The following is a 12,099-nucleotide window of genomic DNA, read 5'->3' on the forward strand; positions in this document are numbered from 1 at the left end:
GGCAGGTCACCACGCACGACTGCTGATAGGGGGCAGGCATGGGGACGCCGTGGAAAGTGTTCGCGTGGCTGTGCTTCGGGCTGATCGCCCTGGTCGTCGGCGTCTACGCGTGGATCATGGTGAGCTTCCACATCTCGATGCGGAAGCAGGACGAGCAGGCGCGGAACGCGGTGAACCGCACGGTCAACGCCATGCAGGAGTCCTTGCAGGAGCAGATGCGCGACGGCGAGCTGTCCGATGAGGAGATCAGCCGGATATCGCCCTGGGGCGGCACCGGGATCCGCGCGATGACGAGAGCATCCGACAAGATCGTGATCACCTACTACGCGTCGCAGTTCCTCGGCAGCATGCCGTTCGGCGGCGGGTCCGCGGAGGTGTGCGCCGTGTTCGAGATCCCGTTGCCGATCACCGCGAGCACCGAGGTGCACCGCCACGACATCGACGACTGCCCGCCGCCGGTCTACCCGACCGGCGGCGCGCCCAGTCCTACGACGACAACTTCGCCTTGACGGCGCCCGCGACGCGGCCGCCCTCGGCCCGCCCGGCCACCTGGGCGTTGACGATCTTCATGACCTGGCCCATCTGGCGCTGACCCGGCTGCTCGCCGAGCTGCCCGGCGACCTCGGCCACGGCGGCGTCCACGATGGCGGCGAGCTCGGCGTCGTCGAGCTGCGCGGGCAGGTACGACTCCAGCACGGCAAGCTCGGCGCGTTCCTGCTCGGCCTTCTCGTCGCGGCCGGCGTTCGCGAACGCCTCGGCGGCCTCCTTGCGCTTCTTAGCCTCGCGGGTCAGCACCTTCACGACCTCGTCGTCGGTGAGCTCGCGCGCGCTCTTGCCGGAGACCTCCTCGGTCGTCACGGCCGTGAGCGCCATCCGCAGCGCACCCGCGGTAACCGTCTCCCGGCCCTTGATGGCTGCCGTGAGGTCACTCTGCAGCCGCGTCTTCAACTCCGCCATGGGTGGGAACGGTACCGGCCGCCCGTGCGAACACCGATCGAGTTACCCTCGGCTGCCGTGAACACGTTCGGCCGAGCCCTTCTCGCCACCACCGCCCTCGGCGCCGCGACCGTCGCCTACGCCGCCGGAATCGAGCGGACCCGCTGGACCCTGCGTCAGGCCACGGTCCCAGTGCTCGCGCCCGAGGCGAAGCCGATCCGGGTGCTGCACATCTCGGACCTGCACATGATGCCGAACCAGCGGTCCAAGCAGCGCTGGGTCGCCGAGCTGGCCGAACTGGCCCCGGACCTCGTCGTCAACACCGGCGACAACCTCGCCCACAAGCAGGCCGTTCCCGCCGTGCTGCGCGCGCTCGGTCCACTGTTCGACTTCCCCGGCGTGTTCGTGTTCGGCAGCAACGACTACTACGCGCCGCGCCCGAAGAACCCGGCCCGCTACCTGCTGCCGTCGGCGAAGACCAAGCGCATCCACGGCATCGGCCTGCCGTGGCGCGACCTGCGGGCCGCCATGGTCGAACGCGGCTGGGTCGACCTGACCCACGTGCGCCGCACCGTCGAGGTCGCCGGCCAGACGATCTTCACCGCGGGCCTCGACGACCCGCACCTGAAGCGCGACCGCTACACCGACATCGCGGGCGCCCCGGACCCCGACGCCGTGCTGCGCCTGGGAGTGACCCACTCGCCGGAGCCGCGCGTGCTCGACCCGTTCGCCGCCGACGGCTACGACCTCGTCATGGCCGGCCACACGCACGGCGGGCAGCTGTGCGTGCCGTTCTACGGCGCTCTCGTGACCAACTGCGAGCTCGACCGGTCACGGGCCAAGGGCGTGTCCCGGTGGGGTGCGCACATGTGGCTGCACGTGTCCGCCGGACTCGGCACCTCGCCCTACGCTCCCGTGCGGTTCGCGTGCCCGCCCGAGGCTTCGCTGCTGACGCTGGTGCCGCGGCCTGTTGAGGCTGGTCAGCCACGGTCTGAGGTGGCTGAGGGGGACCCGATTCGGAGTTGAGCAGCCCCATCCTGTAAGGTTCTCTTCGTTCCCAAATCGGGGTGTGGCGCAGCTTGGTAGCGCGCTTCGTTCGGGACGAAGAGGTCGCAGGTTCAAATCCTGTCACCCCGACGCAGCTCAAGGCCTGTCCACAATGGACAGGCCTTGAGCTTTTTCTATTGCCTTCGGAGGCCGCCGTGTTCGCTCTGCGCACCGCCCGAGGCTTCGACGGCGAGCGCATGCTCACCGGCCCCGTCACGGTCTTTGTCGAGGAAGGCCGCATCGCCGGCATCGAGAACAGCTGGCCCGACGTGAGCGAACAGTGGCGGGTGATCGAGCACCCCGGCGCGACCGTTCTCCCCGGACTGATCGACACGCACGTGCACCTCTGCGGCGACAACGGTCTCGACGCGCTGGAACGCCTGTCCGGTTTCTCCGACGAGCACCTCGACGAGGTGATCGAACAGGGACTGCGGCAACAGCTCGCGGCGGGGGTCACGACCGTGCGCGACCTCGGCGACCGCGACTGGGCGGTGCTCGGGTGGCGGGGCCGTGCAGGCCTGCCGTCGATCGTCGCGGCCGGGCCGCCCATCACCAGCGTCGGCGGGCACTGCGCGTCGATGGGTGGTGCGGTCGAAGGGCCCGAGCAGATCATCGCCGCGGTGCGGGAACGCGCCGAGCGCGGCGCCGACGTCGTGAAGATCATGGCTACGGGCGGCATCATGACGCCCGGCACCGATGTCGGGGCGTGCCAGTTCACCCTCGGCGAGCTGCGGCTCGTGGTCGACGAAGCGCACCGGCGCGGGTTGCCGGTCACGGCACACGCGCACGGGCTGTCCGCGGTCGAGCAGGCGGTTGCCGCCGGGGTGGACGGCATCGAGCACTGCACGTGCTTGACCAGCACGGGCATCAAGCTGCCCGGCGAGGTTCTCGACGCGATCGCGAAGAAAGGCATCGCCGTGTGCCCGACGCTGGGCCGGGTCGACGGCGGGGTGGTCGCACCACGGGTGCTGGAGATGATGCGGCACTTCCGGTGGACGTTCGAAGACCGGCATGCCCTCGTGGCACGCATGCACGAGCACGGCGTCACGATCATCTCCGGAGCCGACACGGGGATCAGCCCCGGCAAGCGGCACGGCGTGCTGCCGAACGCGATCGCGGAGCTCGTCGAGGCCGGTATCGCGCCCGCCGACGCGCTGGCGTCCGCGACATCCCGGGCGGCGCGGGTCTGCGGCCTTGGTGATCGCAAAGGGCGGCTGCGCACCGGGTTCGACGCCGACCTGCTCGTGGTCGGTGGCGATCCCACGGCCGACATCAGGGCGTTGCGCGACGTTCGCGAGGTTTCGCTCAGCGGGAAATGAGCCGCACGCCGGTGATCAGGGCCGTTAGCTTCGAAACGTGGCGACGCAGATCACCCGAAGGCGGCTCGGCCCGGACTTCACGAAGCTGTGGTGGGCCAACGCGATCTCCAACACCGGCGACGGGCTCGTCCTCGCCGCCGGTCCCCTGCTGCTCGCGTCACTGACCAGCGATCCGTCGCTCGTGGCGGGTGCGGTGTTCGCGCAACGGCTGCCGTGGTTGCTGTTCGGGCTGCTCAGCGGGGCCTTGGTCGACCGTTGGGATCGGCGCAGGGTCGTCGTGGTCGTCAACGTGCTGCGCGGCCTGGTGGTCGGCGCGCTGGCGCTTGCGGTACTGACGCACACGGCGAATATCCCGGTGATCTACGTGTCACTGTTCCTGCTGGGCGTCGGCGAGACGTTCGCGGACAACGCGGCGGGCACGATGGTGCCCGCGGTGGTCGAGGCGGACCTGCTGCCGCGCGCGATGGCGCGGATCCAGTACTTCCAGATCGTCGGCAACAGCCTGCTGGCGCCGCCGGTGGGGGCGGCGCTGTTCGTCTCGGCGGCGGCCCTGCCGTACGGGATCGACGCGGTCAGCTTCGTCGTGGCGGCCGTGCTGACCTCGTTCATCCGCATCGAGCGGCCGGCCGGACGACCGGAGCGGCCACACCTCAAAACCGAGATCGCCGAAGGTATGCGGTGGCTGTGGGCGCACAACGTGGTGCGGCTGATGGCGCTGTCGTTGTGCCTGATGAACATCACCCTCACCGCGGTGATGTCGATCTACGTCCTGTACGCGGAACAGCGGCTCGGCGTCGGCGGCGCCGGGTACGGGGTGCTGCTGGCGACGTTCGCGATCGGCGGGCTGCCCGGCGCGCTCATCGCGCCGAAGGTGTTCGACCGGTTCGGGCCCGCCGTGTTGTTGCGGGTGGGGCTCGTGATCGAGACCAGCGTTCACCTGCTGCTCGCGCTGGCGCGGTCGCCGTGGGCAGCGGGCGTGGTCATGGCGTTGTTCGGGATCCACGCGGCGGTGTTCAACGTCGTCGTCGGCTCGCTGCGGCACCGCGCGGTGCCCGACGAGCTGCGCGGACGGGTGGCGAGCGGCTTCATGTTGCTCGCGATCGGCGGCACCGCGGTCGGGGCCCTGCTCGGCGGGTTCGTGGCGCGGACGTTCGGCATCACGGCGCCGTTCTGGATGGCGTTCGGGGCCATGACGATCCTGACGACGCTGGCGTGGCGACGGTTCGGCACGGTGCGAACGTGACCCCTCCATCGGGTGGTTTTCCTCGACAGGGGTGCGCGGGCGGGCCACGGTGGTCCCCATGCTTTCCACGGCGCACCGGCGTGCGGCTCAGGCGCTGGTCGTGATCCAGGCACTCGCCGTCGTGTATCTGCTCAGCTCAGCGTGGGTGACACTCGGCGTGGCCGCCGCGTTCGTGCTGACCGTGACGACAGTCCGCAGGCTCGCTCCGCACTAAGGGCTGAGGAACCCGCGGGCGGGCAGGCCCTCGGGGAACCGTTCCAGGGCCGCACCGCTCGCCTCGGCCAGCTCCTCCAGCGCCGCGATCTCCTCGGGCGTCGCCTGGTGCTGGACCGCCCAGTAACCGCCGATCGCGCCGATCGGATGCGGGTGCAGGATCGGGGCCATCACGAGGCTGCGCACGAACGTCGGCCGGTAGGCCTCCTGCGGGATGCGCGGGTCGTACCGGATGTCCCTGATCGCGACGGTCTGGCGGTGGAGCATCGCCCAGCCGCTGATGCAGTTCCTGGCGGGGAACCGCTGCCCCTTCCACAGAGGACTCATCGAGTCCTCGTCGGCGTAGTAGCACTTGTCGCCGTCGAGCAGCACGAGCGTCGCGCCGTGCGCCTTGAGCAGCGCACGGGCGGTCGTCCGCACTATGCGCTGGACCTCTTCGAGCGTCTCGGCGCGTTCGAGCAGCACGGTCGTGTCGGCCATTCGGACACGGTAACTCCGCCGATGGTTGACCGAACAGCGTGAGAGCGCTTCCATTGTGGTTCCGCCGCCACGCTCACCCGAGTGGAGAGGTCTCATCGTGGCAGGAAAAACCCGAATGGCGCTGGCATGCGCGGCCCTGCTCCTGCTTCCCGGCATCGCACAGGCTTCGGTGCCGCCCACCCCGCCCGGCTGGTCGCTCGCCTGGAGCGACGACTTCACCGGCGCCGCGAACAGCGCGCCGAACGGCAACAACTGGATCGTCGACACCGGGCACAGCTACCCCGGCGGACCGGCCAACTGGGGCACCGGCGAGATCCAGCGCTACACGAACGACCGCGCCAACCTGCGCCTCGACGGCTCGGGAAACCTGCGCATCACCCCGTTGCGCTCGGCGAACGGCGAGTGGACGTCCGCGCGTATCGAGACCAAGCGCGCGAACTTCAAGGCACCGGCCAACGGCGTGCTGCGCATCGAGAGCCGTATCCAGATGCCGAACGTCACCGGCACCGCCGCGGAGGGCTACTGGCCGGCGTTCTGGGCGCTCGGCTCGCCGTATCGCGGCAACTACTGGAACTGGCCCGCCATCGGCGAGTTCGACGTGATGGAGAACGTCAACGGCATCAACCGCGTGTGGGGCGTGCTGCACTGCGGCATCAACCCCGGCGGGCCGTGCAACGAGACCAACGGCATCGGCGGCTTCCGCGCCTGTCCGGGCTCGTCGTGCCAGTCGGCGTTCCACACCTACCGCTTCGAATGGGACCGGAAGGTCAGCCCGAACCAGCTGCGCTGGTACGTCGACGGCCAGCTGTTCCACTCGGTCAGCCAGAACCAGGTCGGCGGAAGCGCGTGGACCTCGATGACCTCGCACGCCGGCTACTTCATCCTGCTGAACGTCGCGGTCGGCGGCGCCTTCCCGAACGGGGTCGCCGGACATGCCACACCGACGGCGGCGACCGCAAGCGGACGTCCGATGGTTGTCGACTACGTCGCGGTGTGGACGCGCACGTGAGACGGCGGTAACGTTTGCATCTACGCCGCATACATCCGATCTATGCCTCTCCGTGCTGCCGCGGGCGTGATCCACCGAGGAGATCAGATGCGACTGCACTGGGCGCTCGCGGCCGCCCTCACGGCCGTGCTGACCGTGCCGGCCACCGCATCGGCCGTTCCAGGCGTGCTCTGGGAGGCCGACCCGGCCAAGGGCCCGGCCGCCGTGTTCGACGGACTGGAGACCGACCCCGGCAGCATCACCGTGGCGAACGATCCGCAGGGCAAGTACGGCCCGTCCATCAAGTACGAGACCTGGGACTGGGGCAACGGCAAGGAGCGGTGCGAGAGCCGCGGCATGCGCAAGAACGGCTCGCCGTACCGGCTGACCGGGTCGGACGTCGGCAAGACGTTCTACTTCGGCTGGCGCGCGTTGTGGCAGCTCAACCCCAATGGCGGCCACTGGATCAGCGTGTACCAGCTGCACATCTCGGGCTCGAGCGGCAGCCAGCCGAAGTCCGGTCCGTTCGTTATGCGCACCCTCGGCGACGGCAAGCTGGAGTTCCAGCTCACCTCACCGACCGGCGGCACGAAGCAGATCTGGGTGACGTCGTTCCCCGTGAACCAGTGGAACGACTGGGTGATCGGGTTCAAGCTGTCGCGCGGTAACGACGGCTGGGTGGAGCTCTACCGCAACGGCGTGCAGCAGACGTTCAACAACGGTCAGAAGCGCTACCCCGCCGCCACGTTGTGGGGCACGCACGTGAACACGAAGTGGGGCGTCTACCGGTCCGGCCCGAACAGCGGCCGGGCGACGGCGTGGCTGAACGACGCGAAGCTGGGCACGAGCTATGCGGACGTGGCCCCGTAGCGGAAATGAGGCAGGATCGGGCACGTGACGACGCATCCCGCGGCCAACGTGCCCGACCAGCTCTTCGCCGACCCCGCCGCCGAGGCCCGGTGGCGGGACCGCTTCACCGCCCCGCGCGTGACCCTGCCCGGCTGGGCCGACGACGCGCCGGACCGGTCGCTGTACCTGTCGAACGCGAGCGGCGTGTGGGAGATCTACGCGTGGGACCGCGCCACGAACGAGCACCGCAAGGTCACGGACCGGCCCAACGGCACGTCGCACGGCACGCTCAACGCCGACGGCACCGAGATCTGGTGGTTCGACGACCACGACGGTGACGAGTTCGGTGTCTGGGTGCGCGAGCCGTTCGCGAAGGGCGAGACGCTGCCGGCCGTCGAGGGCGTGCACGCGGGCTACCCGGCCGGGCTGGAGATCGGGCGCGCCGTCACGGCCATCGCGGCCAGCACCGACGACGGCACCACGATCTGGTTGTCCCGCAACGGGAACAAAGCCGAGGTCATCTACCAGAACGAGCACGACGGCGGCGTCTCCGGGTTGTCCAAGGACGAGACGCTCGTCGCGATCGCGCACTCCGAGCACGGCGACAACCGCCACATGGCTTTGCGGATCCTCAACGTCGCGGACAACACGACGAGGGCCGAGAAGTGGGACGGCAAGGGCAAGGGACTCGACGCGGTCGCGTTCAGCCCGGTGCACGGCGACAACCGGCTGCTGGTCGCGCACGAGCGGCGCGGCCGGGAAGAACTGCTGATCTGGGACCTGAGCACGGACACCGAGACCGAGCTGACCATCGACCTGCCCGGTGAGGTCACCGCGGACTGGTACCCCGACGGCAGCGCCCTGCTCGTGCTGCACACGCATGAAGCCCGCAACACCATGCACCGCTACGACATCGCCACCGGTGAACTCTCCACTTTGGACGTTCCACGGGGAGTGATCGGCTCCGCGGGCGTGCGGCCGGACGGCGCGGTCGAGTACTCGTGGTCCAACGCCGAGCAGCCGGGCGTCATCCGCACGCTGAAGGACGGCGTGGTGAGCACGCTGCTGGAGGCGCCGGGGCATCGGGCCGAGAAGTCCCAGCCGATGGAGGACGTGTTCGTCGACGGCGTGCACGCGCTCTACGCGAAGCCCGCGGGCGAGGGCCCGTTCCCCACGGTGTTCCTGCTGCACGGCGGGCCGCACTCGGCCGACGAGGACCGGTTCTCCGCGTACCGCGCGGTGTGGCTGGACGCCGGTTTCGCCGTGGTGCACGTGAACTACCGCGGCTCGACCGGCTACGGCTCGGCGTGGCGGGACGCGATCGAGGGCCGGCCGGGCCTGACCGAACTGGAAGACGTCGCGAAGGTCCACGACTGGGCCGTCCAGAACAACCTCGCGGACCCCGCCAAGTGTGTCGTCAACGGCGCGAGCTGGGGCGGGTACCTGTCGTTGCTGGCGATCGGGACGCAGCCGGAGCGCTGGGCGGCGAGCGTCGCGGGCGTCCCGGTCGCGGACTACTTCGCCGCGTACGAGGACGAGATGGAGCCGCTGCGGGCGTTCGACCGGGCGCTGTTCGGCGGATCGCCCGAGGAGCTGCCGGACCTGTACCGGGAATGCTCCCCGCTGACGTACATCGACAACGTCAAGGCGCCCGTGCTGATCCTCGCGGGCGAGAACGACCCGCGCTGCCCGATCCGGCAGATCGAGAACTACCTGGACGCGCTGCAGACGAGGAACGCCAAGTACGAGCTGTACCGCTACGACGCGGGCCACGGGTCGCTGGTCGTCGCCGAGACGATCCGCCAGACCGCCGCGGAAGTGGACTTCGCAAGGCGCGCGCTGGAGGGTTAATCTGACCGCGGCGCCGTCCCGCGCCTCACCTCCTGACCGGTCACCCACGCTGACCGGCACCGCGGAGGCAAAGGGGGCCTGATGTCCTCGGGGCGCTGCTCGGCATGCAGCCGTTGTCGTGCGCCCGGACGGTTCGGGCGGGGCGTGGGGTCCGCTCGGACGCGTCCGCGAGAGGCTCACGATGACCGAGCAGAAGTCCTTCAAGCGCCTGGTCCGTTCCCGCATGGAGCGGACCGGCGAGTCCTACACCACCGCGCGCAGGCAGCTGCTGCGCGAGAAGCCCGTGCTCATGCACGACACCGCCCTGCTCCGGCACGTCCTGGGCGGCACGATGTCCGAGGCGATGCTGGCCGGCCTGGCCGGCGGCATCGGGTTCATGTACTTCGTGTTCGAGTACAAGGGCCTGGACGCGCCCACCATGACGATCGTCGCGCGGCACCACCCGGACCCCTACATCGCGGCCGCCCTGCGCAACTCCGGGATCGAGCACCAGGTCACGACGACCGGCTCGGTCGCGAAGGCCTCGAAGCAGCTCCGTGGCGGCGGCAAGCTCATCTGCACGGTCGATCGCACCAAGCTGCCGTGGAGCGGCCGGACCGGCGAGTGGGGCCCCGAGCCGTACTCGGTGGCGGTCGAGTCCGTCGACGGCGACACCGTGCTCGTGCGCGATGACGACGCGCACCCGTTGCCGCTCAACGACTTCCTCACCGCGTGGGGCAAGAAGCACGAGATGATCACCATCACCGGCACTGCTGCGAAACCGGACGTGGCTGCCGCCGTCCGAACCACGGTCGCGCACCTGACCGGCCCGGTGCTGGGCAACAACTTCGACGTCAACTTCGGCTTCTCCGGCATGCGCAAACTGGCGACCGAGATGCGTGACGTTCGCGGTAGGAAGGGCTGGGCGCAGCGCTGGTCGACGCCAGGTGCGCGGGCGTTCGTCTACCAACGGCTGCACGACTGCATCGAACTGGAGTACACCGCGCCCTCGGCGACGAGGCCGCTCTACGCCGAGTTCCTCGAGGAAGCGGGCCTGCCGGGCGCGGCGGATTTTCACGCGTCCGGGCGGATCTGGTCCGAGATCGCCGAACGTGCACTGGAGGCATCGCTGGCGGAGGGCCAGACTGACCTCCATGTCGCACTCGCTGATCTCGTGGACGAAGCCCGCGAGTTGGAGGAGAAGGCGGTCGGTCGGCTGTGACTGAGCAGCTGACGACGGTGTACTGGCCGGCGGACGAGCTGGCCGAGGTGATGAAGCGCTGGCCGGACGGCTATCCGAAGCTGCGCGGTCTCGACCGCCCGCACGAGGCGCACCGGCAGGAGGTCGAGCGTTTCCTGCGCGGTTTCGCCGACTTCGGCGGCCACGCCAAGATCGCGGTCGGCGCGGCCGACGAGTACGCGGACTTCGCGAAGGACACCGACCCGGCGGCCGGGAAGACCCGCGCCGACTACGCCGAGCACCTGGCGCTGACGAACGGCGCGATCGTGTGGCCACCGGGTCGCAACGATCCGTGCTGGTGCGGGTCGGCCCGCAAGTACAAGACCTGCTGCGGGTCACCCGGCTTCGTCTAGGCCTGCTGGGCCTGCCACATCCAGTGCGCCTGCTCCAGGTCCTGGGTGATTCCGATCAGCAGGTCCTGGGTGACGAGGTCCGGCTTGTCGGTCTCGTCGATCCGCTTGCGCAGCCGGGCGATCAGGGCTGCGAGCGAGGAGACGACGGCCTCCACAACCTGGTCCTCTTTGAGCCAGCCTTCGGCGATGTCGGGCACGCCGGACGACGAGGCGATCGTCTTCGCCTTGCCGTTCGGCGTGACACCCAACGCCGCAGCCCGCTCGGCGACCTGGTCGGCGGCGGTACGCGCCGTCGCGACCAGTTCATCGAGCTGCAGGTGCACGCTGCGGAAGTTCTTGCCGACCACGTTCCAGTGCGCCTGCTTCCCGATCAACGACAGGTCGACCAGGTCGACGAGCGTGGCCTGCAGCACCGCTCCGACCGTGTCGCGGTCGGCGTCGGGCAACGGGCTGGTGATCGGGGTCTTGCTCATAGGATCAACGCCTCCCTCAGACGGTGGCGGTGATCGCCACCTCGATGTTGCCGCGGGTCGCGTTCGAGTACGGGCAGACCTGGTGGGCCTGCTCGACCAGCTTGTCCGCGACGTTCTGGTCCAAGCCGGGGATGTGCGCGACGAGCTCAACGGCGAGCTGGAAGCCGCCGGTGCCGTTCGGGCCGATCCCCACCTTCGCGGTTACCTCGGAGTGCTTGATCTCAACCTTCGCGTGACGCGCGACAAGCTTGAGGGCGCTGTTGAAGCACGCGGCGTAGCCGGCGGCGAACAGCTGCTCGGGGTTGGTGGCCTCGCCACCGGGGCCGCCGAGCTCCTTCGGGGTGGCCAGGCGCTCGTCGATCACGCCGTCGGATGAACGGACCTCACCGTTGCGGCCCTCGCCAACTGCAATCGCCTCAGCCGTGTACAGCACCTGCATCGTCACGCTCTCCTTAGAGCCAGGGGGAGGATGTTGTGTTCTACGGTCTACAACTTCCTTTGGGTCGAAAGACCTTCCCGATGGTGGCTCAACTCACCCCGTGGTGAGACGGTCGCCCTGGGACGCGGCTCGCGGAGAGGGCGTTGGGACTCGGCGGGATTGTCGGGGGCTGGCGCTACGGTCGGCTGGGGGTGTGTCGGCGCGCGGTGGTTGTGAGCGTCCCCCGTATCTCAGGCTAGCGATGGGGACCGACAGTTCTGGGGCCAGCGGTTTGGGTGCGGGAACGTACGACGCGGGCGCGGGAACGTACAGCTCAGGGGGCGGGAAGGTACGACTCGCCGGGTTCACCGGCCCCGTGTCACGCGATGCGCGGAGCGCGAGCCGATTCGGGCATCGGCGGACCCGGGCGACCGAGCCGAAGGCGACCACGCACGGAACCGGCAGCCAACGAAGCAACCGCGCACGGAACCGGCAGCCAACGAAGCAACCGCGCACGGAACCGGCAGCCAAAGAGGCGACCACGCACCCAGAGTGGGGCGCGTCTGGTGGGCACGTACGGAACGCGATTGGGGCTTGACTTGGGGTGCGGCGTGGTAGCCCTTGTCGGGCCGGCAGATCTTGAATCTGCCGGCGGAGCCGGCCCACCACGCCGCGAGGGGCCCCAAGTCAAGCCCCAATCGCGGCGCCGA

General features: G+C 69.6%; 14 protein-coding genes and 1 tRNA gene. 11 read left to right on the forward strand and 4 right to left on the reverse strand.

What is annotated here, in order from left to right:
- The first annotated feature begins 38 nt into the window (after positions 1-38).
- Complete coding sequence (locus tag QSK35_RS25735) at positions 39-509, forward strand: hypothetical protein (protein ID WP_285750050.1); 471 nt, start codon at positions 39-41, stop codon at positions 507-509.
- Here QSK35_RS25735 and QSK35_RS25740 read toward each other — a convergent pair.
- Positions 487-957: a GatB/YqeY domain-containing protein gene (locus tag QSK35_RS25740; protein ID WP_285750051.1), complete on the reverse strand. Its 471-nt coding sequence runs from the start codon at positions 955-957 to the stop codon at positions 487-489. The two genes, QSK35_RS25735 and QSK35_RS25740, sit on opposite strands and share 23 nt — an antisense overlap.
- A gap of 57 nt (positions 958-1,014) precedes the next feature.
- Between QSK35_RS25740 and QSK35_RS25745 the strand changes: the two genes are divergently transcribed.
- The 5 genes from QSK35_RS25745 to QSK35_RS25765 all read left to right on the forward strand — a co-directional run bounded on the left by QSK35_RS25745 (position 1,015) and on the right by QSK35_RS25765 (position 4,759).
- Positions 1,015-1,962, forward strand: coding sequence for a metallophosphoesterase (locus tag QSK35_RS25745; RefSeq protein WP_285750052.1), 948 nt, complete (start codon positions 1,015-1,017; stop codon positions 1,960-1,962).
- Between the two features lie 37 nt (positions 1,963-1,999).
- A tRNA-Pro gene (locus tag QSK35_RS25750) sits at positions 2,000-2,073 on the forward strand.
- Between the two features lie 65 nt (positions 2,074-2,138).
- The gene (locus QSK35_RS25755) at positions 2,139-3,302 is read left to right on the forward strand and encodes a metal-dependent hydrolase family protein (RefSeq protein WP_285750053.1); all 1,164 of its coding nucleotides are present in this window, start codon (positions 2,139-2,141) and stop codon (positions 3,300-3,302) included.
- 37 nt (positions 3,303-3,339) lie between these two features.
- Positions 3,340-4,545: an MFS transporter gene (locus tag QSK35_RS25760; protein WP_285750054.1), complete on the forward strand. Its 1,206-nt coding sequence runs from the start codon at positions 3,340-3,342 to the stop codon at positions 4,543-4,545.
- A gap of 58 nt (positions 4,546-4,603) precedes the next feature.
- Positions 4,604-4,759, forward strand: coding sequence for a hypothetical protein (locus tag QSK35_RS25765; RefSeq protein ID WP_285750055.1), 156 nt, complete (start codon positions 4,604-4,606; stop codon positions 4,757-4,759).
- On the opposite strand, the gene QSK35_RS25770 is transcribed toward QSK35_RS25765, so the two are convergent.
- The gene (locus QSK35_RS25770; RefSeq protein WP_285750056.1) at positions 4,756-5,238 is read right to left on the reverse strand and encodes a GAF domain-containing protein; all 483 of its coding nucleotides are present in this window, start codon (positions 5,236-5,238) and stop codon (positions 4,756-4,758) included. The genes QSK35_RS25765 and QSK35_RS25770 overlap by 4 nt on opposite strands.
- A 97-nt stretch (positions 5,239-5,335) precedes the next feature.
- On the opposite strand from QSK35_RS25770, the gene QSK35_RS25775 reads away from it, so the two are divergent.
- The 5 genes from QSK35_RS25775 to QSK35_RS25795 all read left to right on the forward strand — a co-directional run bounded on the left by QSK35_RS25775 (position 5,336) and on the right by QSK35_RS25795 (position 10,498).
- Positions 5,336-6,247: a glycoside hydrolase family 16 protein gene (locus tag QSK35_RS25775; RefSeq protein WP_285750057.1), complete on the forward strand. Its 912-nt coding sequence runs from the start codon at positions 5,336-5,338 to the stop codon at positions 6,245-6,247.
- Between the two features lie 87 nt (positions 6,248-6,334).
- Entirely contained in the window at positions 6,335-7,096 is a 762-nt protein-coding gene (locus QSK35_RS25780; protein WP_285750058.1) for a heparin lyase I family protein, read from the forward strand.
- A gap of 24 nt (positions 7,097-7,120) precedes the next feature.
- Entirely contained in the window at positions 7,121-8,926 is a 1,806-nt protein-coding gene (locus QSK35_RS25785) for a S9 family peptidase (RefSeq protein WP_285750059.1), read from the forward strand.
- A gap of 181 nt (positions 8,927-9,107) precedes the next feature.
- Positions 9,108-10,127 (forward strand): DUF4872 domain-containing protein, encoded by a 1,020-nt coding sequence (locus QSK35_RS25790; protein ID WP_285750060.1) that lies wholly within the window; start codon positions 9,108-9,110, stop codon positions 10,125-10,127.
- The gene (locus QSK35_RS25795) at positions 10,124-10,498 is read left to right on the forward strand and encodes an SEC-C metal-binding domain-containing protein (protein WP_285750061.1); all 375 of its coding nucleotides are present in this window, start codon (positions 10,124-10,126) and stop codon (positions 10,496-10,498) included. Before QSK35_RS25790 ends, QSK35_RS25795 begins: the two co-directional genes overlap by 4 nt.
- Here the strand turns inward: QSK35_RS25795 and QSK35_RS25800 are convergent.
- Both QSK35_RS25800 and QSK35_RS25805 read right to left on the reverse strand, forming a co-directional pair.
- Entirely contained in the window at positions 10,495-10,971 is a 477-nt protein-coding gene (locus tag QSK35_RS25800; protein ID WP_285750062.1) for a Dps family protein, read from the reverse strand. The genes QSK35_RS25795 and QSK35_RS25800 overlap by 4 nt on opposite strands.
- Positions 10,972-10,987: 16 nt before the next feature.
- The gene (locus tag QSK35_RS25805) at positions 10,988-11,410 is read right to left on the reverse strand and encodes an organic hydroperoxide resistance protein (RefSeq protein WP_285750077.1); all 423 of its coding nucleotides are present in this window, start codon (positions 11,408-11,410) and stop codon (positions 10,988-10,990) included.
- Positions 11,411-12,099 lie beyond the last annotated feature (689 nt).

This window comes from Lentzea sp. NBRC 105346 (assembly GCF_030269605.1).
Lineage (GTDB): Bacteria > Actinomycetota > Actinomycetes > Mycobacteriales > Pseudonocardiaceae > Lentzea.

Coding starts and splice junctions, on each gene's coding strand:
- QSK35_RS25770 (WP_285750056.1), bottom strand. CDS start 5,238: ATGGCCGACACGACCGTGCTGCTCGAACGCGCCGAGACGCTCGAAGAG.
- QSK35_RS25780 (WP_285750058.1), top strand. CDS start 6,335: ATGCGACTGCACTGGGCGCTCGCGGCCGCCCTCACGGCCGTGCTGACC.
- QSK35_RS25805 (WP_285750077.1), bottom strand. CDS start 11,410: ATGCAGGTGCTGTACACGGCTGAGGCGATTGCAGTTGGCGAGGGCCGC.
- QSK35_RS25790 (WP_285750060.1), top strand. CDS start 9,108: ATGACCGAGCAGAAGTCCTTCAAGCGCCTGGTCCGTTCCCGCATGGAG.
- QSK35_RS25765 (WP_285750055.1), top strand. CDS start 4,604: ATGCTTTCCACGGCGCACCGGCGTGCGGCTCAGGCGCTGGTCGTGATC.
- QSK35_RS25800 (WP_285750062.1), bottom strand. CDS start 10,971: ATGAGCAAGACCCCGATCACCAGCCCGTTGCCCGACGCCGACCGCGAC.
- QSK35_RS25740 (WP_285750051.1), bottom strand. CDS start 957: ATGGCGGAGTTGAAGACGCGGCTGCAGAGTGACCTCACGGCAGCCATC.
- QSK35_RS25735 (WP_285750050.1), top strand. CDS start 39: ATGGGGACGCCGTGGAAAGTGTTCGCGTGGCTGTGCTTCGGGCTGATC.